Below are 20563 nucleotides of genomic sequence, written 5' to 3'. Positions count from 1 at the left end.
AGCTTCTTTTGGGGTTATTTCTTAACAATTGAAACGATCACATAACTCGTTTGAACATTTTCTCCATTTCATATTCTGAGAAAAAAACAATAATCGGCCGGCCGTGCGGACACGTGAATGGATCCGTGGAATTACGAAGATCCTCCAGCAGACGGAACATATCTTCCTGGTTCAAATAATGATTTGCTTTAATGGATCGTTTGCAGGACATTAGTATTGCCGCTTCTTCCCGAAGTTTGAGAATATCAATTCTCTCTTCGGTGATCAGCTGTTGGATCATTTCATCAATGATCTCCTCTTCAAATCCTTTCGGAAACCAGATTGGATGGCTGCGGATAATGTAACTGGTTTCTCCGAATGATTCAAAGAAAAGACCTGCTTTCTCTAATTCTTCTTTATGTTCTTCCAGGCGCAGCGACTCCTGCCTTGAAAAATCAAACGTCATCGGGACGAGGAGTTCCTGTACTTCATGCTCCACTTCCGCTAACTTATCACGAAAGAATTCATACTTGATCCGCTCCTGAGCTGCGTGCTGATCGACGATATACATACCCTCTTCATTCTGAGCCAATATATATGTCCCGTGGAGCTGACCAATCGGATACATGGTCGGCACCCTTTTCTTTGGCTGTGACTCCTCTTCTTTCATCCTCGTTAAATCGACGGAGGGGACAGTCCTTTCTTCTTTGCCGAACGGCTCTTCCATTTCTTTCAAAAGGACGTCCTGCCGGGCAGTATAATTGTCCACCCGTCGTTCGACAGGTGCGTCTGCTTCAATCAGCTGGCCGATTGTTTCCTCCTGGTGCTTATGCGCTTCCTCTTTTTTCGTTTCATAAAGCTCCATAGAGGTCTGTGTAGACTTTAATTTCTCCGGTTTTTCTTTCTTTTCTTCCACCTCAGGAATAAGCGTCTGCTTTCGAAACGCCTGCCTGATCGTATCCTCAAGCAGGCCGAACAATTCTTTTTCTTTACTGAAACGAACTTCCAGCTTCGACGGATGTACGTTCACATCCACAAGAATCGGATCCATATCGATGTTTAAAACGACAATAGGGCTTTTACCAATCGGAAGAAGCGTGTGATAGCCTTGAAGGACTGCTTTATTCAAGGGTATGCTTCTGATAAAACGACCGTTGATGATTGTAGACATATAGTTTCTGGATGCGCGGTAAACTTCCGGTTTAGCAATAAAGCCGGTGATTTTAAAGTCTGCATTTTCCGCTTCGATTGGTACCATTTTCCTTGCAACGTTCATCCCGTAAATGTTGGCAACCACCTGAAGGAGGTCTCCCCGGCCGTTCGTTTTAAAAATCTGCTTTTCATTATGGACGCAGAGTATCTGGACTTCTGGATGAGCGAGAGCCACCCGGTTGAGGATATCTGTGACATGCCCCAGTTCCGTATGAATCGTCTTCATATACTTCAGCCTTGCAGGCGTATTATAAAAAAGTTCATCTACCGTGATATCCGTCCCTTTTCTGGCATCACTTTTCGTTTTGGAAAGGAGCTTTCCCCCTTCAAGAGTCAGTTTCGTCCCGGCCGCGTCGCCGGTGGAAGTCTGTACCGTCAGACGGCTGACCGCCGCAATACTGGCAAGGGCCTCCCCCCGGAAGCCGAGGGTACGGACATGGAATAGATCATTTTCATCCTTGATCTTACTCGTAGCATGACGAAGGAATGCCCTCTCACAGTCCTCCTCCTCCATACCGGAACCGTCATCAGTGATCCGAATACGCTCAAGCCCTGCTTCAAGCAGTTCGACTTTAATCCATGATGCACCGGCATCAATGCTGTTTTCTATTAACTCCTTTACAACAGAGGCGGGCCGTTCAACAACTTCCCCTGCCGCTATTTTGTTGGCTAAATGGTCCGGCATAAGGCGTATACGCGCCATCTCTGTGTCCCCCTTACTTCTTCAGTTCTTTCTGAAGGCTGTATAATTCGTTCATGGCCTCCATCGGCGTCATTTCCATTAAATCAAGAGCTTTCAGCCGTTTTTCTATCACGGAGGAAGACTTCTTCTTCTCTTCCTTCTGTTTTGTCTCCTCAACAAATAGACTGAGTTGTTGTTCCTCCTCCAGACTGGCAGCTGCTTCTACAGACGAAGGCTCTTCCGTATGACTGCCGTTCTCCAGCTGGTGCAGCAGTTCTGTCGCCCGGCCGATCAAAGGCTCCGGTAGGTTTGCGAGCTTCGCTACGTGGATACCATAACTTTCATCCGCCGGTCCTTCTTTTATCTGGTGAAGGAAAATAACATTTCCCTCATATTCCTCTGCACGAACGTGTACATTCTTCAGCCGCTTCAGTGGATTCTCAAGTGATGTAAGCTCATGATAATGCGTAGAAAACAGCGTCTTCGCTTTAATATCATGGTGGATATATTCAACGATTGCCTGAGCAAGAGCCATTCCGTCGTAGGTGCTCGTCCCTCTTCCTATTTCATCAAGCAGAATCATGCTGTTTTCCGTGGCATGACTGATGGCATGATTCGCTTCCAGCATTTCCACCATGAACGTACTATGACCGGAAACAAGGTCGTCCGCCGCACCGATTCTTGTGAATATTTGATCAAAAATCGGCATCACTGCTGATGAACAAGGGACGAAACACCCCATCTGGCCCATGATAGCCGTTAAAGCAAGCTGACGCATATACGTACTTTTACCGGACATGTTAGGACCTGTGATCAACAGGACATCCGTTTCTTCGTCCATATAAATATCGTTCGGAACAAAGGTGCTGTCCTTCATCACCTGTTCCACCACCGGATGGCGCCCCTCTCTAATGTCGACGATTCGTTCTTGTCGATATGTCGGTCGTACGTATTGAGAGGATTCAGCTACCTGTGCAAAGCCCTGAAGAACATCGATTCTGCTGATTTGTTCAGCGAGGTGCTGAAGCTTCTGGACGTAAAACTTCACTTCGTCTCTTATTTTGAGGAACAGTTCATACTCGAGTTCCACACTCTTCTCCTGGGCTTCAAGTATCATTGTTTCTTTCTCTTTCAGCTCAGGAGTAATGAATCGTTCTGCATTTGTCAATGTCTGTTTCCGTTCATATTTCCCTTCAGGAAGAAACTTAAGGTTCGCTTTTGTCACTTCAATATAGTACCCGAACACCCGGTTATAACCGATCTTAAGCGACTTGATCCCGCTCTCCTTCCTCTCTCTCTGCTCCAGCTCTGCAATCCACTGCTTACCATTTTTGGAAGCATCCCGGTAGGCATCCAGCTGTTCATGGAAACCGGACCGGATGATCCCTCCCTCCTTCACTGCGATGGGAGGATCTTCTGCGATGCTTTCTTCAAGAAGATGACGGAGGTCTTTAAGTGGATCAATCTTTTCATAAAGCCTATGGATGGAACCGTGTGTAAAACGGGACAATGTTGATAAAATATCCGGAATTTTCTGCAAGGAGTTACGGAGTTGAATCAAATCTCTTGCGTTGACGTTCCCATAAGCAACTCTTCCTGCAAGACGCTCCAGATCGTACACGTTTGTTAATTCGTCGCGAAGTGTTTCTCTCTCAATAAACTGATCAAGGAAACCCTCCACCTGATCATGGCGGTCCGCAATGGCGTCAGCAGACAGAAGCGGACGTTCCATCCACTTCTTTAACATTCTCGCACCCATGGAAGTAATCGTCTTATCCACCACGGAAAGGAGGCTTCCTGCTTTCCCTTGTTTGCGGATCGTTTCCAAAAGTTCCAGGTTCCGCTTCGAATACATATCAAGCGTCATGTATTGTTTCAATTCGATGATTTGAAGAGGCTGAAGGTGATCCAGCGCCCGCTTCTGGGTATGCTGGATATAATTCAAAAGACGTCCGAATCCAAATATTAATTTTTCTTCCCTTACACCTTCTACCAGCTGTCGAAACGGCGGACTGATCGATGCATCGTCCTGATGGGATACCGTATACCCTAAGCGGTCGGAGAGTACAGACTGGTGGGCGGCATCAAAGTCGGAAGCTACGACCACTTCTTTAACGGGACGGTTGTATAACTCACTTAGTGCGGCATCGAAACCACCCGTAACGAGTGCAGCGCTGTTCTCACCGGTCGTCAAATCGTTGTAACTGACGACATAAGATCCGTCATCAAATGAACTTAGAGCAGCTACATAGTTATTTTCCTTCTCTTCCAGCATACTCCCTTCCATGACCGTCCCGGGAGTGATCAATTGAACGACTTCCCGTTTGACGACGCCTTTAGCGGCTTTCGGATCTTCCACCTGCTCACAGATGGCCACCTTGTACCCTTTCTCAACAAGCTGTTTTATGTAATTTTCAGCAGAATGATAAGGAACTCCGCACATCGGAATCCGGTCGCTGGACCCTCCATCCCTGCTCGTAAGCGTTATCTCGAGTTCCTTCGATGCCTGAATGGCATCCTCAAAGAACATTTCATAAAAATCTCCTAAACGAAAAAACAGAAAAGCATCCTGCTGATCTGCCTTGATCTTCAAATATTGCTGCATCATTGGTGTGTATTGTGCCATTGGTAAATCCTCCAAAACGTACGTAATTGTTCTCCACTCATTATAGCATAAGGCGCAATCCTCTCCTATAAACTTGTTCGTTCCCTAAAATACAATAAGAAGGGCTGCCGGATACACAACCCTTCTTCGTCCTAAAAAGAAAACCTCGCTGAGACAGCAAGGAATTCTTTCTTCAATCTTTCTTATCATGATGATGAGAACTGGATGATGATGGCAGGAAGTCCGTCTCGATCGCAGAAAAATCATCGGAGGACAAGTCATACTCGTAATCTTCTTTCTTATCACAGCCGTGTGGGTCAACCTTCACACAAAGCTTCGTTTCTCCAATGACGTCGACGATAAATTCACGCTCAACCTCGACAATGATTTTCTGTCCTTTTGGACAAATGTTTGCCTCCAGACAGTTCGGCTGCTGCACTACTTTTGCTATTACCTCAAAGTCATCATGTATACAGTTGTCATCTTTGACGGATAGTTTAACATAATCACAGTAACTGACGCGCTCAGTGACGACTTCTGTTTTTGTATTGTCGTTATAGGAATACCATACGTTAATATCGTAACTTCCTGTTACTTCTACATGTTCTCCTTTCTTCTTAGCATTGTAGATGTGATTGATGACCCAGCATCCGAGAATACTAGTCGGGCGGTGTGAGGGGCTGATGGTGTGCGTAGATTCTGTGAACTTTTTGCCTTTTCCAATGACGGCCTTTGTGATGATTTCTCGGTAATCTCTTTCGAAATAAGACATAGGGTTTTCACTCCTCCTTATTCTACCAACCATTCTATGCAGAGGTTGGGCGAATAGTTACTTGCAGGGCAAAGGTCTAAGGACGTGTTTAATTCATTCTATGCACTAGCCCATAAAATTGTACGAAAAAAAATCCGCCAGAGGGGAAAACCCTCTGACGGAAGTGTATGCATTAATGACTGCAGCCATGACTATCTTTGTTCGCTGATCCGGTTTTGCCTTCCAGTACGTCTCCGCCGGTGGATCGAATGACTTCATTCGTAACTTCCCGGGATATGGTGTTGGAGACCATTTGGAGAATATCATTGATGACGGTCTGCGAATCTTTAAACTCCGCCACCACCGGAATAGCATCCAGTTCATCCTGAAGACGATCAATTTCTCCTTCTATTTTCTGAAGGGCTTCGCTTTTTCCGTAAGCTTGGAAATTGACGGCCTGCTTCTGTAATGCTTTGATCTTTTTAATGTGAGCCTGTACTTTAAGGTTCTCATTCAACTTAGCTTCCAGCTGCTTAAAACGATCAATTTCATCTATTTCAGCCATCATTTTAGCCAATTTTTTTGCTTCGTCAACTACTTGCTGCCTTGTGTATTGTGCCATTCATTTCACCTCTACTTTTTCTGCAATCATTTCTCCGTCCAGGGACCATGTTTTGGCCTTGACGACTCTCACAGGAATGATCTGTCCAATGACCTCACGCGGTGCCCGGACATTGACAAGTTTATTACGTTTCGTATACCCGGCAAGGACCTCCGGGTTATTTTTACTTTCTCCCTCTATCAGAACGTCGACAATTTCCCCTTCATACGTCTTCATCGCCTCTGCCGACTGCTTGTTCACAATCTTGTTGAGACGTTGAAGCCTGTCTTTCTTCTCTTCCATGGATACATTGTCTTCCATCCTAGCAGCCGGCGTATTTTCCCGAGGGGAATAGATGAACGTGTAGGCTGCTTCGAACCCGACTTCCTCGACAAGGGAGAGCGTATCCCGGAACTGCTCTTCCGTTTCATTTGGAAAGCCGACAATAATATCGGTCGTAAGCGTCGCATCCGGCATAGCCGCACGTATGTTGCGAACGAGCTCCATGTAGTCTTCCCTGGAATACTTTCTCCCCATGATTTTTAGAATTTCGGTATTCCCCGACTGTACGGGCAGGTGAATATGATCGAGCATATTCCCGCCTTTAGCAAGGACTTCAATTAATCGCTCATCAAAATCCCTCGGGTGAGACGTAGTGAATCTAATACGCGGAATGTCAATCGCCCTGAGTTCATCCATCAAGTCTCCGAGTCCGTATCCCCCATCCAGATCTTTCCCATAAGCGTTCACGTTCTGACCAAGGAGAGTGATTTCCTTATACCTTGTGCTGCAAGATGACGAACTTCCTGAATGATATCCTCCGGAAGCCTGCTCCTCTCTTTCCCACGGGTATAGGGAACAATGCAGTATGTACAGAATTTATCACATCCGTACATGATATTCACCCATGCCTTAATCCTGCCTTTACGGGAGCGGGGAAGATTTTCAATAATATCTCCCTCTTTGGACCAAACGTCGATCACCATTTCTTTGCCAAACACAGCTTCCTGGACAAGTTCAGGAAGCTTATGAATATTATGAGTCCCGAAGATTAAATCGATAAAAGGATGTTTCTTCAGAATGCGATTTACCACGGATTCTTCCTGGGACATACAGCCGCACACCCCTAGAATCAGGTTAGGATTTTCTGTTTTAAGCGGTTTCAAATGACCGATCTCCCCGAACACTTTGTTCTCTGCATTCTCCCGAATGGCACACGTGTTAAGGAGGATGATATCTGCTTCTTTTGCGGTGTCCGTAGATTCATAGCCCATCGCTTCAAGGATACCCGCCATTACTTCTGTATCATGCTCGTTCATCTGACAGCCATAAGTACGAATTAAGTATTTCTTGCCTTTACCCGCTTCCATCATACCCTCAGGAATATGAAAATCATAGAGTACATCTGTATCTTTCCGCTTCCGGCGTTGGGCATCACGCATGTTAGGAGGCTGATATGTAGTTTCGAAATATTTCATGAAGTCTTCGCTTGTTTTTTGTTTCAATCGTTCCAGGTTACTGCTGGATGCCGGTTTGATCTGCGACATCTCTTTCTTCTGCTGTTCGTTCATAATGATCTCCTTTCGAACCGTACCTGCTCACTGTATCATTATATCAATTTTCCAAATAATATTTAAGCGTTATCCTTCGATTTAAGTAATTTTCCCAGAAAAAAACCACCATGTTTTACCATGGTGGTCTCTTCCTCATTCAATTATACCTAGCTTCTTCCCTACTTTTTCAAAAGCATCAAGCGCCTCCTGAAGCTCTTCCTGAGAATGCTCCGCAGTCACGATCGTTCGAATTCTTCCTTTCCCTCTCTGAACGGTAGGAAAAACAATTCCCTGCGCGAAGACGCCCTCTCCGAAGAGTTCATCAGAGAACTTGTGGGTCAACGCATCATCCCCTACCATCACTGGTGTGACAGGTGTTTCACTGATTCCTGTATCAAACCCGAGTTGCTGTAAGCCTTGCTTGAAGAAGGCTGTGTTATTCCACAGTTTCTCAATCAATTCCGGTTCTTCAAGAAGAACATCGATAGCTGCAGCATTAGCCGCCGTAACTGCCGGTGGATGAGACGTGCTGAACAAGAACGGGCGGCCTTTATGGATCAAGTAGTCTCGCAGCGTTTTCGTACTAGCTACATATCCGCCCAAGACACCAATCGCTTTACTTAACGTTCCTACTTGAATGTGGACACGGCCGTCCAATTTGAAATGATTGACCGTTCCTCTTCCATTATCCCCAAGCACACCACTCGCATGGGCGTCATCCACCATGACAAGCGCATCGTATTTCTCGGCAAGTTCGACGATTTCAGGAAGCGGAGCGATGTTTCCGTCCATCGAAAAGACGCCGTCCGTAACTACCAGGCGAGTGCGGTAGTTACTGCTTTGTTTCAATGCATCCTCCAACGATTCCATATCCACGTGCTTGTAGATTTTGCGGTCTGCTTTCGTCAGCCGGATTCCGTCTATGATGGAAGCGTGGTTCAATTCATCGGAGATAACGACATCATCCTTCCCGAGGATGGACGACAAGACCCCCTGGTTTGTCGTAAAACCGGATTGAAACACCAAAGCAGCTTCCGTGTGCTTAAATTCTGCAAGCTTCTTCTCGAATTCCTCGTGCATTTCGAGTGTACCTGCAATCGTACGGACAGAACCAGTGCCGACGCCGTACTTCTCATTCGCCTCATCGGCCGCACGCTTCATCTTCGGGTGGGAAGTGAGCCCGAGATAGTTATTGGAAGAAAGTTGAATGACTTCCTTACCCCTGATGGTTACCTTGGATCCTTGAGCAGACTCTAGCGGAATTAACCTCCGGAACGTTCCCTGTTCCTGCATCGCATCTAATTCTTCCTGTAAGTATTCAAAACCTTTCATCGAACATCCTCCTCCTATTTTATGGGTGTAGTACCACTTTTCCACATAACCCTTGATTCATCAAGTCGAACCCCTGCTCAAACTCTTCCAGCTTCAAATGATGGGTGATGATCGGTTTCACATCCACCTGCCCGGAATGAAGCAGTCTGGATACCTGCTGCCACGTTTCGTACATTTTTCTGCCGGTAATTCCCTGAACCTCTACCCCTTTAAAAACAACATCGTTTGTTATATCAATGCTGACTCGGTTAGTTGGGAGACTCAGAATAGATACTCTTCCGCCATTTGTCACCATTTTAAATCCCTGATCCATGGCGACAGGGTGTCCGCTCATCTCACAAACGACATCTACACCATTGCCGTCCGTCCATTCTTTCACCTTTTCTACCGGGTCGACCTTCCCCGAATCAACGACCTTCGTCGCACCCATCTTTTCGGCAAGGCCAAGTCGGTAGCCATTAAGATCAAGCGCAATCACTTGGGAAGCTCCTGCTGCTTTCGCCACTCCTACGGCCATCAACCCGATCGGCCCGCAGCCGATGACTGCTACCGTTTTTCCCGCGACCTCCCCGTTCAAAACCGTATGTACCGCATTACCCATCGGTTCTTGAATTGACGCAATATCTACAGGCATTTCCTTCGGGTTTTTCCAAAGATTGCTTGCAGGCAGCGCTACAAATTCCGCGAAGCATCCTTGGGTATCGACTCCAATGATTTTTGTATTTTTACAGATGTGGAATTTCCCTGTCAGACACTGCGGACACTGCCCACAGACGAGATGAGTTTCAGCGCTGACGAAGTCCCCGATAGAAAAGCCGCTTACTTTACCACCAACTTCCACAATTTCACCGGAGAATTCATGACCAAACACATACGGCGGATGTACTCTGCTCGCAGACCATTCGTCCCAATTATAAATGTGAACATCGGTACCGCATATAGAGGTAGCTTTCACACGAATCAGCACTTCATCTTCGCTTATCTGAGGAATCGGCACTTCATTTAATACTGCGCCCCGTCCACGTTGATGCTTTACTATAGCTTTCATCGTTCCGTTCACAGTGAACACTCCCTTACTACATAACATTTAATTAAACCTATTATAACAAGGATTATATCATGAACAAAAAAACAAACAACCCTGTTTGTCCACTGTAAAAATACAAATGACTACGTTTACAATAGAAAGGTTGTCAACACAGGGATCGTCCTGTGAATTTTTTATAAAAAAAGACATACGCCGTGTTTGGCGTATGTCTTTCTTACTCATGAAGCGACGTTTTCATTCTACGAAAGTATTCAGTCATATGAACAATCTATCTACGATACGAAGGTGATAAGAGATTCCAACCGCATCAGGGGACCACTAGCGAGGTTCGACAATTAACTTAATTGCCGTACGTTCCTCTTCATCAATCATAATATCAGTGAAGGCCGGGATGCAGATCAAGTCCATGCCGCTCGGGGCGACGAAACCTCTTGCTATCGCAACCGCCTTGACAGCCTGATTTAATGCTCCTGCTCCAATGGCCTGGATTTCAGCAGTTCCACGCTCTCTTACAACATTGGCAAGGGCCCCTGCTACTGAATTAGGTACGGATTTAGCTGATACTTTTAAGACTTCCATTACTAGCTCCTCCTTCAATCACTATAGTTGTTCCATAACTACTATATTCTTGGAGATGTAGAATATTACCTTTTCATTATGAATGAATTTGTCGCAAAATTCAAACAATCATTCAAAGAATGGATGGTCATCGTTAATAAGAATGCGCTTCACTTTCGTAGACATTCCCGTTTTCTCATCTACATCCACCAAAAAGGCGCTCAGTTGTGCTCTTCCCTTTTTCGGAACTTCGAAACGTACAGGAAGGTTTGTCAGAAATCGTTTCATGACTGCATCTCTATCCATACCCAATATCCCATCGTAAGGTCCGGTCATTCCAACATCGGAAATATACCCGGTTCCTTTTGGAAGAATACGTTCATCCGCCGTCTGAACGTGTGTATGGGTTCCAACACTTACGCTGATTCTGCCATCGACGTACCATCCCATCGCTTGTTTCTCACTAGTCGTTTCCGCATGAAAATCCAAAAAAATGATGGACGTTCTTTTTTTGCTTCTTCTATCAATTCATCCACTTTGCGGAATGGATCGTCATTGGGAGCCATAAACGTCCGCCCCTGTAAGTTAATAACAGCGACTTCTCCTTTTGGTGTTTTTACGAAAGTTAATCCACGACCGGGAGTCCCTTCCGGAAAGTTGGCCGGTCGGACAAGGTAATCTGCTTCATCAATAAATTCGAAAATCTCTTTCTTGTCCCAGGCATGATTCCCCAGCGTAACTGCCTGCGCTCCTTTTTCAAGGAATCTCCGATAAATTTTTTCTGTAATGCCTTTCCCAGATGCTGCGTTCTCTCCGTTAACAATAGAAACGGCAGGCTGAAACTTCTGCTTCAATTTCGGAAGGTATTCATCCACCATTTCTCTTCCCGGTGAACCCACCACGTCTCCAATAAATAAAATTCTCATGTGCGAACCTACCTCTTTCTTCTAAAGCATTCCTTCTTCATCCCCTGATCCATGAACAGGGAACCTCTTAAAAACAAATGAAGCGGCCCGAAACGGCCGCTTCATCAGATTTATTTCGCATACTCCACAGAACGTGTTTCACGAATAACGGTTACTTTGATATGACCAGGATAATCGAGTTCTCCTTCGATTCGGTTTCGAATATCACGGGCCAGTCGCGTAGCTTCAAGATCATCAATTTCATCAGGGCGAACCATAATCCGAACTTCCCTACCGGCTTGGATTGCAAATGATTTCTCGACTCCTTCATAGGATTCAGAAATCTCTTCCAGCTTCTCAAGACGCTTGATATAGTTTTCGAGCGTTTCACTACGTGCGCCAGGTCTTGCTGCTGATAAAGCATCGGCAGCTGCGACAAGGACAGCAATGACGGAGGTCGGTTCTTCATCACCGTGGTGAGATGCAACAGCGTTGATCACTGTCTCATTCTCTTTATACTTCATCGCAAGTTCTTTACCGATTTCTACGTGGCTTCCTTCCACTTCGTGGTCAATTGCCTTCCCTATATCATGCAGCAATCCTGCACGACGGGCAAGCACTTCGTCTTCGCCAAGTTCTGCGGCAAGCAGACCGGACAAATAAGCAACCTCTGTAGAGTGTTTGAGTACATTCTGACCGTAACTTGTACGATACTTCAAGCGGCCAAGAATCTTGATCAGATCCGGATGCAGGCCGTGAACGCCGACTTCGAAAGTCGTCTGTTCCCCTACTTCACGAATGTAGTCATCCACTTCGCGACGGGACTTGTCCACCATTTCCTCGATACGGGCTGGGTGAATGCGCCCGTCCTGTACCAGTTTCTCAAGTGCCATCCGCGCCGTTTCACGACGGATCGGGTCAAAACCAGAGAGAATGACAGCTTCCGGCGTATCATCAATGATCAAGTCAATGCCAGTCAATGTTTCAAGGGTACGAATGTTGCGTCCTTCCCGACCGATAATTCTTCCTTTCATCTCATCGTTCGGAAGGTTAACCACAGAAACCGTCGTTTCTGCAACGTGATCGGCAGCACAGCGTTGAAGAGCTAAAGAAAGAATGTTCTTCGCTTTCTTATCCGCTTCTTCTTTCGCTTTATTCTCCGCTTCCTTGATCATTAGTGCGGACTCATGCGACACTTCTTGCTCTACTTTCTCAAGAATCATCTGTTTCGCCTGATCTGATGTCAAACCGGATATACGTTCCAGTTCGGTTTGCTGTTCTTGAAGCATAGCTTTCACTTTGCTTTCCATTTCTTCAATTTGTTGTTGTCTCTCGGCAAGAGTCCCTTCTTTCTTGTCGAGTGAAAAATCACGCTGGTCAAGCGTCTCACTCTTACGATCAAGATTCTCTTCTTTCTGAGTTAAACGATTTTCAGTTTTCTGCAGTTCCATGCGGCGTTCGCGGATCTCGTTCTCCGCTTCCTGACGAAATTTCTGATTCTCTTCTTTTGCTTCAAGAAGAGCTTCTTTCTTAGCTGATTCTGCATTGCGGTGACCTTCATCCACAATCTGTTTCGCAAGCGCTTCAGCACTGGAAATTTTCGCCTCCGCAATCGATTTCCGAATAAGATAACCAACAACAGAACCGACGATAAGGGCAAGCAAAATGAAGATGAGCGAGGATATTAAATCCATTTTTTCACCTCCTCTTGCTATGAACTTGGTCCGTTTGTCGGCAAATACAAACGTTTCATTTTCAGTTTCGTTTAGGTAATATAAGGGTATAAAGATGAAAATGATACACATTCATTTTATGCTTGCGCATAAGGAATGTCAAGGAAACCCATCACGTATGTGCTGATATATTGAAATATTTTAAACTATCAGTATCTTTTTCACGTTTTCTTTTAGATTTTGTAAAGGTTATGTATAAAAAGCAGTGCTTTTCTGCACTGCTTTTTTGTGCTTTTTAAACGTCAAGCGTTTCCTGACTGTCAGCTTCCGGCGCTTCAACAGAAGGTTCATCCGCATCCATTCCGTAATGATCCCGAATCAAACGTTTTACTTCATCGTAAATTTCCACGTTTTCTTTCAGGAACTGTTTGGCATTTTCACGACCTTGGCCAAGTCGCTCCTCATTATAGGAATACCAGGATCCGCTCTTTTGAATGAGATCAAGGTCTGTACCGATGTCGATCAGTTCACCTTCTCTGGATATTCCCTCTCCATACATAATATCAACTTCTGCTTGTTTGAAAGGCGGAGCCACCTTGTTCTTCACGACTTTCAGACGGGTCTTGTTACCGACCATTTCATTCCCCTGTTTCAGCGTTTCTGCACGACGAACTTCCAAACGCACGGAAGAATAGAACTTCAGCGCACGACCGCCAGGTGTTGTTTCCGGGTTACCGAACATAACGCCGACTTTTTCACGAATTTGGTTAATGAAGATCGCTGTAGTCTTCGACTTATTTATAGCTCCGGAAAGCTTACGCAGTGCTTGGGACATCAAACGGGCCTGAAGACCAACGTGTGCATCTCCCATTTCTCCTTCAATCTCAGCTTTCGGGACCAGTGCGGCTACAGAGTCGATAACAACCATATCCACCGCACCGCTTCGTACGAGCGCCTCAGCAATCTCAAGCGCCTGCTCCCCGGTGTCAGGCTGGGACAGCAGTAACTCCTCAATGTCTACCCCGAGCGCCCTTGCATACACGGGATCGAGTGCGTGCTCCGCATCGATAAACGCTGCCTGTCCGCCTTTTCTTTGTGCCTCGGCAATCGCGTGAAGCGCTACCGTCGTTTTACCGGATGATTCCGGTCCATATATTTCTATAATTCTACCTCGCGGGTATCCACCGACACCCAACGCCACATCAAGAGCCAGAGAGCCACTGGATACTGTGTTCACCCGCTGTTCTGCACTTTCTCCGAGCTTCATGATGGAACCTTTACCGAACTGCTTTTCTATTTGACGCAATGCCATATCTAATGCTTGTTTACGATCACTCATACTATACCGCCTTTCCAAAATATCTATCCCTATCATAACTTGTTTTCTTCGATTTGCCAACTAAAAAGCGAATATTTGTTCCCTTTTTTTCAAAAAGAAAAGAGGTGCAATTTATGAGTTCCCCTCTGCGAAACTTCATAAACTGCACCCACCCGCTTCCATAAAGTGCTATTTCAGCCTTTGGAAAAGCAGCTCGAAGCCTTTCTTGACTGCCCGGTGCCTCACCTGCTCGCGAGCTCCATGGAAATAAAGCTCATGCACCTCCGGCTTCCTTTCGCCTATCTGCAGACCGATGTAGACCGTCCCGGGCGCTTTCCCTTCACTTTCCTCCGGCCCCGCTACTCCTGTAAAACTGATCCCGATGTCCGTGCGGAGAATTGCCTGTGCATTCAACGCCATCACTTCGGCACACTCATGACTGATGGTTCCAAATTCTTTGATGATAAAACTCGGCACCTGCAGAACTTGTTCCTTCGCTGCCGGAGTATAGGAAACGATACCTCCCTCGCATACAGCCGATGCTCCAGGGAGGGCGACAAGGTTCTCCATAAACATGCCGCCGGTAAAGCTTTCCGCAGATCCAATCGTGTAGTTCCTGCTCTCAAGCAGTTGTTTCACTTTTTCTTCAATCGTAACAGCGTCACTGCCATAATAGTGCCCGCCGACTCTTTCTAATATTTTTTCCTTCAGGCTTCAATACTTTGGAGCGCTTCAGCATCCGTTTCGCCGGTAGCCGTCAATCGCAGCCCGACCTCCCCTTCGCTTGCGAGAGGAGCGATAGTCGGGTTCGTCTGGGTGGATATAAGGTCGCTTAGTTCCGTTTCCAGCCTTGATTCCCCAATTCCTATAAAACGCATCATTTCTGACACGATCTGTGACTTCCATTCGAAGCGTTCCCGCAATTTCGGAAGAACTTCCTCTTCCATCAGCGCCTTCATTTCAGATGGGACTCCAGGAAGGAAGACCCATATCGTGCCTTCGTGCTCCACAATTTGGCCGGGTGCCATCCCTTTACTGTTGGTCAGCACTTCAGCCTGTTGGAATACATGGGACTGCTTCCGGTTATTCAGTGTCATAGGTCTTCCATTCCGCTCGAATACGGCAAGAATCTTCACCATGGAGGGCTCATGCTCTACGAGTTCCTGGCCAAAGATTTCCTGAGCGGCGTCTCTGGTCAAGTCATCCTCTGTAGGCCCGAGTCCGCCCGTTACAATGATGATGTCAGACCTTGCCCCCGCTGCTTTGAAGCATGTACGGACGCGGTCCATATTATCTCCGACCACTGTGTGACTATAAACCGGAAGACCGAGTGCAGCTAGTTCTTTTGAAATCCACTGAGCATTGGTGTTGGCAATTTGACCAAGCAAAAGCTCAGTCCCTACGGCAATGATTTCCGCCTTTTCCGCTCTCATTTAGAATCCCTCATCACATGCCAGTTCTTTTTGAAATAATCGTAGCCGGAATAAATCGTAATAATCAATGCTAAATAAAGCGCGATCAGCCCCATCGGAAAACCGATATAGGAGAACGGCCAATTGTGAAGCAGCAGCAAGGAGATTGCAATGATTTGAATCCATGTCTTCAATTTACCCATCTGACTTGCAGCAAGCACGCTTCCTTCTCCCGCCGCCACAAGTCGGAGTCCTGTAACTGCAAATTCGCGGCTGATGATAAGAATGACGATCCAAGCCGGAGCAAGACCGATTTCGACAAGCAGAATCAGCGCGGCACTTACGAGGAGCTTATCTGCTAAAGGATCGAGAAATTTACCGAGGTTCGTTACGAGATTGTATTTCCGTGCGATATATCCATCAATCCAGTCTGTCGTGGATGCAATGATGAACAGTACAGCACCCGCCAAATGGGATACAGGCAGCTCGTTTTCGCCGATATTCAAACTTCCCCAATTGAACGGTACGCTCATAAGGATAATAAAGATCGGGATAAGAAAAATTCTGGATAAGGTAATTTTGTTTGGTAAATTCATTTGTTCACACTCCTACATGAAATAAAGGAAAGACTGTCCCCGGTCAAACCTAGTGTTCCCGCAATCAGCGGAACACACGCGTGGACAGCCTTCCATAATTATTCTTGGTATTGAAGCAGCATTTTCTGCGTGGATTTCTCAGGGTCAGGAAATTCTATTACTTCATCGCCAATTTTCACGACGGTACCTGGTGCATTCCCTGTTTTAATATACAATTCATTCTGTCCATCAAATTCAAGAGATAAAGGCGATTCCCCTGTCGTGTACTCTTTAGGGGTAATCAAGTTTTCCCCGCCCTTCGGGGACTGTACTTCCAAGTACGCGGTTCCTTCCAATTCGATGGTTACCGACCGATCCTCCGCACCGGAAATGCTGTATACATGTTCCGGGAATCCTCCGGTACCTTCTTGCGTCAGCTCCGCGTTTAAAGCGGGTTCCTCGGCTTCGCTGTCGTCTTCTGCCGGTTGCTCTTCATCCTGAGGTGTCTCTCCTTCTTCCTGAGGCTCCTCTTCCGGAGTTTCTTCGTCCTCCTGTTCGCTGTCTGCGGGGACGCTGATTTCATTGTCCGACCCCTGTCCGTCCTCCGCCGTATCATCACTCGTGCCGCCGACACTCTGAATGACGATCCAGACTACAAACGCCACTGCCACGATCAAGGCCACGGTTAAGAACGTCGGCAGGAACTTAAACGACCGGGAGCTCTTTTGAGTTGCCTCATTTCTTGCCTTCTGAACCCGGCTGTATTGAATCGTCGGTTCTTCATCAAATGTAGGCAGTTCATTTTTGTGCTCTTCCATAATCATTTCCGGATCCAGCCCTACAGCAGATGCATACTCGCGTATAAAAGCACGGGTATAAAATTTCCCCGGAAGCACTTCAAATTGATTGTCCTCAATCGCCTTCAGGTATCGCTTCTGAATCTTGGTTGTATCCTGAAGGGCTTCCAAAGACAGGCTTTTTTCTTCTCGCGCCTCTTTAAGTCTCGCTCCTATTTCCATGTCTAACACCATCCAATTTCTAAAAATCGAACATGGAAAAACCATCGTTCATAGAAATACTCGGCTTTTCCACAGTTTCATACGTAATTTCTTCTTCTTCATTATTACGGAGTTCGATGATATAGTCGAAGTCATCCATTTTGTATTCCGTTTCCTGTACGAAAATATCGGGATGCTCAATAACCTTTGTTGCAGGAAGCCTCATGATTTCACGGACAAGCTGCCAGTGCTTTTCATTCGCTCTCCTTGCAGAAACGATTCCATCAATGATGTATAAATTATCTTCCCTGTACTCTTCATCAATCAGCTGATTACGAACCGTTTGTTTCAAAAGCGTACTCGAAACGAACAGCCATCGCTTATTGGCACAAACACTCGCCGCTACAACGGATTCTGTCTTCCCGACCCGAGGCATGCCACGGATCCCGATCAATTTATGACCTTCCTTCATAAATAACTCTGCCATGAAGTCAACTAAGAGTCCTAAGTCTTCTCTGTTGAAACGGAACGTCTTCCGATCATCGATGTCACTATGTATATAACGCCCATGTCTTACTGCCAGGCGGTCTCTAAGCTTTGGCTTACGGAGTTTCGTCACCTTAATCGTATCCATCGTATTCAGGATGGAACGAAGCCTTGTGATCTGCTCTTCATCTTTGCAGAGCAAGAGCATGCCACGATGGGAGTTCTCCACACCGTTAATCGTGACGATGTTAATCGCCATCATTCCCAGCAAGGATGATATGTCACCGAGAAGGCCGGGACGGTTGTATTGTATTTCATATTCTAAGTACCATTCTTTCTTCTCCATAACACAACTCCTCTGGAAAAAATGTCGTGATTTGTCAAAGCAAGTGATAACTCTTTATCTATCATAAAGGATTTTCTTGAAATAGGAAAGGATGGAACCACAGAATTGCACAAAAAAATACATCCATCAAAAATAAACTTTAGAATAAGGTAAAGTAAAAAATCCGCACAAGAGACCCTGTGCGGATTTTTCCGGTTACGCCTGGTTGCCTTCGTTTTGAACAAGCTTGACCATCATGTTAGCGATCGCATGCTGCTCCTGTTCATCTGCAACATTCCACAAATCACGAAGCACCGCTTCTTGATCGTTCTTTGCATCTACAGAATTGGCAAGGTATCCGCCGATTTCATAGGCAAGCTGAGAAACAGCACCTTCCTGCATTCCCTGGCCCTTGGCCTGATGTAGACGGTCGCCTAAGAAGTCTTTCCATGAATCGAAATTATCGATAACAGACATCACTGAAACCTCCTCATGATTTATTCATGTTTAGTATGAGAAGGTATCAGGATATTATGCATGCACTTTAGGACCAACCACCATTAACATGGAGAACCTGTCCGGTCACGTAGCTTGCATCTGTACCGAGGAGAAAACCGATCATCCCCGCTACTTCTTCCCGCTCTCCTGCGCGCCCCATCGGAATATCTTCTTCAATGGCAAGCCGTTCTTCTCCTTGCAGATGTTCATTCATCTTCGTATTAATGAAGCCTGGTGCTACGGCATTTACTCGAACCCCGCTCGGTGCCACTTCTTTGGCTAACGCCTTTACGAAACTGTCCTGTGCACCTTTGACAGAACTGTAGGCAACTTCCATGCTCGCACCTTCCGTTCCATATATGGAAGAAACAACCACAATGTTTCCGGACTTGTTACGGATCATATACGGGAGGAGATGCCTGCTTATAAGCCAGAGCGCTTTTACATGCGTATGATATAACGTATCCAGCGCAGAGACAGCCATATCCTGAAAAAGACCGCTGTACATAGGTCCTCCGGCAAATACTAACGCATCCCACTCCTCCCCGACCTGAGAAAGAAGATGAAGAATTCCTTCCTCTTTGGATAAATCAGACTGAAATGTTCCTGCCAGATTTTCGGGAGGAACATCCTTCACCAGTTCCTTGACCTTCGCTTCATTGGAGTGATAATGGAGACCAACTGCAAATCCTCTGCCGATTACAGCTGCAGCTGCTGCCGAGCCGATATCCCCGCTTGCTCCGATCACTAAACAACGTTTACGCATTTGCCTGCGGTTTCACCTGGAAGACGGATATGGCTTCTTCCTTGATCCAATTCTGAAGGTATTCATCTGCATCATCTGCTGTAAGGGATTCGATGACTGGTACGACATCAAACAAGTTCACTCCGAGCGTATCATAATGTGTGAACTGGTTCGCAATGAATTCCAAGGAGTTCAGGGCACGCATAAATTGACCGATTTTCTTCCGTTTCATTCGAAGGAAGTCTTCGTCTGAGATCCGCTCTGTTTTTAGCTCATGGAGCATTTCCTTAACGCGTGCAGCCATTTCATCCGGTTTTCGCGTGTCTCCACCGAGAATAGTAAAGCCGAAATGCTGATCAAGTTCTGTTTCAAATTGGAAGCTGTCATCAATTAAATCTTGTTGATATAGTTCTTCATAAAAAATGCCGCTTCTTGAGAAATAATAATCAAGGATCATTCCGGAAAGCAGTTCATTACGAAGCAGTTGCTGGCCGGTCAAACCGCTGACGTTCTCTTTCACTCCGACCATCGCTTTTGCTGTAGTCACAGGCATCGTAATGGAGTGTTCCTTCATAGATACTGCAGCCGGTTCTTCCGGATAGGAGCGGTTGATTTCCGGCGCGTCGGGAAATTCTTTCTTGTCCTGATTGGAACGGATCAGCTCCATCATGGCCTGAGGCTCGAAGTTTCCTGCAACAAACAGGGTCATGTTGGAAGGATGATAGAACGTTTCATAGCACGTGTACAAGTCGTCTTTGGTTATATCCTGAATACTGTCAACAGTTCCCGCGATGTCCACTTTCACCGGGTGGTTATGATAAAGGCTCTGAATCGTACCGAAAAACGCGCGCCAGTCCGGCTGGTCGTCGTACATGCGGATCTCCTGTGCAATGATGCCTTTCTCTTTTTCCACTGAAGCTTCGGAGAAGTATGGATCCTGAACGAAATCAAGAAGAATATTTACGTTCTTTTCAATTTGGCTTGTTGCTGTGAACAAGTAAGCCGTCTTCGTGAAAGATGTGAAGGCGTTAGCGGATGCTCCGAGTTTTGTAAAATCCTGAAAAACGTCGCGGTCTTCTTTTTCGAACAATTTGTGTTCAAGAAAGTGTGCGATTCCTTCCGGTACCGTGACCTCCTCTGTCTGACCGATCGGCGTAAAAGTCTGGTCGATCGATCCATAATTGGTCGTGAATATACCGAACGTTTTCGCCATCTCCGGTTTTGAGAGCAGGAAGACCTTCAGCCCATTATCCAACGTCTCCTTATATACGGTTTCGTTCAATTGTTTATATACTAATTCCTCCATG

The 20563-nt window shown here is 46.1% G+C and carries 17 protein-coding genes and 2 pseudogenes; all 19 read right to left on the bottom strand.

Going from position 1 to position 20563, the window contains the following annotated elements; translation table 11 throughout:
- Positions 1–37: 37 nt before the first annotated feature.
- The 19 genes and pseudogenes from mutL to D479_RS18385 all read right to left on the bottom strand — a co-directional run bounded on the left by mutL (position 38) and on the right by D479_RS18385 (position 20562).
- A complete protein-coding gene (mutL, locus tag D479_RS18470) occupies positions 38–1894 on the bottom strand; it encodes a DNA mismatch repair endonuclease MutL (protein WP_008640092.1) in 1857 nt (618 codons plus the stop codon).
- Between the two features lie 13 nt (positions 1895–1907).
- Entirely contained in the window at positions 1908–4499 is a 2592-nt protein-coding gene (gene mutS, locus D479_RS18465; protein ID WP_008640091.1) for a DNA mismatch repair protein MutS, read from the bottom strand.
- Between the two features lie 172 nt (positions 4500–4671).
- Positions 4672–5250: an outer spore coat protein CotE gene (locus D479_RS18460; RefSeq protein ID WP_008640090.1), complete on the bottom strand. Its 579-nt coding sequence runs from the start codon at positions 5248–5250 to the stop codon at positions 4672–4674.
- A gap of 172 nt (positions 5251–5422) precedes the next feature.
- Entirely contained in the window at positions 5423–5851 is a 429-nt protein-coding gene (locus D479_RS18455; protein ID WP_008640089.1) for a YlbF family regulator, read from the bottom strand.
- Positions 5852–7401, bottom strand: a pseudogene (gene miaB / locus D479_RS18450) (tRNA (N6-isopentenyl adenosine(37)-C2)-methylthiotransferase MiaB). It lies immediately after the preceding gene.
- Between the two features lie 135 nt (positions 7402–7536).
- Positions 7537–8715, bottom strand: a complete 1179-nt coding sequence (locus tag D479_RS18445) for a glycine C-acetyltransferase (RefSeq protein WP_008640084.1) — start codon at positions 8713–8715, stop codon at positions 7537–7539.
- A gap of 19 nt (positions 8716–8734) precedes the next feature.
- Complete coding sequence (tdh, locus tag D479_RS18440) at positions 8735–9775, bottom strand: L-threonine 3-dehydrogenase (protein WP_008640082.1); 1041 nt, start codon at positions 9773–9775, stop codon at positions 8735–8737.
- Positions 9776–10081: 306 nt separating this feature from the next.
- Positions 10082–10342 (bottom strand): stage V sporulation protein S, encoded by a 261-nt coding sequence (locus D479_RS18435; protein ID WP_008640081.1) that lies wholly within the window; start codon positions 10340–10342, stop codon positions 10082–10084.
- Between the two features lie 108 nt (positions 10343–10450).
- Positions 10451–11247 (bottom strand): annotated as a pseudogene (locus tag D479_RS18430) (TIGR00282 family metallophosphoesterase).
- 110 nt (positions 11248–11357) lie between these two features.
- A complete protein-coding gene (rny, locus tag D479_RS18425) occupies positions 11358–12920 on the bottom strand; it encodes a ribonuclease Y (protein WP_008640080.1) in 1563 nt (520 codons plus the stop codon).
- 274 nt (positions 12921–13194) lie between these two features.
- Positions 13195–14238 carry a recombinase RecA gene (gene recA, locus D479_RS18420; RefSeq protein ID WP_008640075.1) on the bottom strand — a complete coding sequence of 348 codons (1044 nt, stop codon included), beginning with the start codon at positions 14236–14238 and terminating at the stop codon, positions 13195–13197.
- A gap of 168 nt (positions 14239–14406) precedes the next feature.
- Complete coding sequence (locus D479_RS21360) at positions 14407–14856, bottom strand: nicotinamide-nucleotide amidohydrolase family protein (protein WP_008640073.1); 450 nt, start codon at positions 14854–14856, stop codon at positions 14407–14409.
- Positions 14857–14924: 68 nt separating this feature from the next.
- Positions 14925–15650 (bottom strand): CinA family nicotinamide mononucleotide deamidase-related protein, encoded by a 726-nt coding sequence (locus D479_RS21355; RefSeq protein WP_008640071.1) that lies wholly within the window; start codon positions 15648–15650, stop codon positions 14925–14927.
- Positions 15647–16225 (bottom strand): CDP-diacylglycerol--glycerol-3-phosphate 3-phosphatidyltransferase, encoded by a 579-nt coding sequence (gene pgsA / locus D479_RS18410; RefSeq protein ID WP_008640070.1) that lies wholly within the window; start codon positions 16223–16225, stop codon positions 15647–15649. Before pgsA ends, D479_RS21355 begins: the two co-directional genes overlap by 4 nt.
- Before the next feature lie 98 nt (positions 16226–16323).
- Complete coding sequence (locus D479_RS18405) at positions 16324–17223, bottom strand: helix-turn-helix domain-containing protein (RefSeq protein ID WP_008640068.1); 900 nt, start codon at positions 17221–17223, stop codon at positions 16324–16326.
- Positions 17224–17242: 19 nt separating this feature from the next.
- Positions 17243–18034, bottom strand: coding sequence for a DUF3388 domain-containing protein (locus D479_RS18400; protein ID WP_008640067.1), 792 nt, complete (start codon positions 18032–18034; stop codon positions 17243–17245).
- A 195-nt stretch (positions 18035–18229) separates the two neighbouring features.
- Positions 18230–18490 (bottom strand): DUF3243 domain-containing protein, encoded by a 261-nt coding sequence (locus D479_RS18395; RefSeq protein WP_008640066.1) that lies wholly within the window; start codon positions 18488–18490, stop codon positions 18230–18232.
- Positions 18491–18557: 67 nt separating this feature from the next.
- Positions 18558–19277 (bottom strand): SDR family oxidoreductase, encoded by a 720-nt coding sequence (locus tag D479_RS18390; protein ID WP_008640065.1) that lies wholly within the window; start codon positions 19275–19277, stop codon positions 18558–18560.
- Entirely contained in the window at positions 19270–20562 is a 1293-nt protein-coding gene (locus D479_RS18385) for a pitrilysin family protein (RefSeq protein ID WP_008640062.1), read from the bottom strand. The genes D479_RS18390 and D479_RS18385 overlap by 8 nt, the downstream gene beginning before the upstream one ends.
- Position 20563: the final 1 nt, after the last annotated feature.

It is taken from the genome of Halobacillus sp. BAB-2008 (assembly GCF_000328325.1).
Classification (GTDB): domain Bacteria; phylum Bacillota; class Bacilli; order Bacillales; family Halobacillaceae; genus Halobacillus.
Note: the sequence above shows the minus strand (reverse complement) of the source record. Positions and strands in the feature narration are given on the sequence as shown.

Bases quoted from the DNA above. Each gene is read 5' to 3' on its own strand.
- mutL (WP_008640092.1), bottom strand. From the start codon at position 1,894: ATGGCGCGTATACGCCTTATGCCGGACCATTTAGCCAACAAAATAGCG.
- mutS (WP_008640091.1), bottom strand. From the start codon at position 4,499: ATGGCACAATACACACCAATGATGCAGCAATATTTGAAGATCAAGGCA.
- D479_RS18460 (WP_008640090.1), bottom strand. From the start codon at position 5,250: ATGTCTTATTTCGAAAGAGATTACCGAGAAATCATCACAAAGGCCGTC.
- D479_RS18455 (WP_008640089.1), bottom strand. From the start codon at position 5,851: ATGGCACAATACACAAGGCAGCAAGTAGTTGACGAAGCAAAAAAATTG.
- D479_RS18445 (WP_008640084.1), bottom strand. From the start codon at position 8,715: ATGAAAGGTTTTGAATACTTACAGGAAGAATTAGATGCGATGCAGGAA.
- D479_RS18435 (WP_008640081.1), bottom strand. From the start codon at position 10,342: ATGGAAGTCTTAAAAGTATCAGCTAAATCCGTACCTAATTCAGTAGCA.
- rny (WP_008640080.1), bottom strand. From the start codon at position 12,920: ATGGATTTAATATCCTCGCTCATCTTCATTTTGCTTGCCCTTATCGTC.
- recA (WP_008640075.1), bottom strand. From the start codon at position 14,238: ATGAGTGATCGTAAACAAGCATTAGATATGGCATTGCGTCAAATAGAA.
- D479_RS21355 (WP_008640071.1), bottom strand. From the start codon at position 15,650: ATGAGAGCGGAAAAGGCGGAAATCATTGCCGTAGGGACTGAGCTTTTG.
- pgsA (WP_008640070.1), bottom strand. From the start codon at position 16,225: ATGAATTTACCAAACAAAATTACCTTATCCAGAATTTTTCTTATCCCG.
- D479_RS18405 (WP_008640068.1), bottom strand. From the start codon at position 17,223: ATGGAAATAGGAGCGAGACTTAAAGAGGCGCGAGAAGAAAAAAGCCTG.
- D479_RS18400 (WP_008640067.1), bottom strand. From the start codon at position 18,034: ATGGAGAAGAAAGAATGGTACTTAGAATATGAAATACAATACAACCGT.
- D479_RS18395 (WP_008640066.1), bottom strand. From the start codon at position 18,490: ATGTCTGTTATCGATAATTTCGATTCATGGAAAGACTTCTTAGGCGAC.
- D479_RS18390 (WP_008640065.1), bottom strand. From the start codon at position 19,277: ATGCGTAAACGTTGTTTAGTGATCGGAGCAAGCGGGGATATCGGCTCG.
- D479_RS18385 (WP_008640062.1), bottom strand. From the start codon at position 20,562: ATGGAGGAATTAGTATATAAACAATTGAACGAAACCGTATATAAGGAG.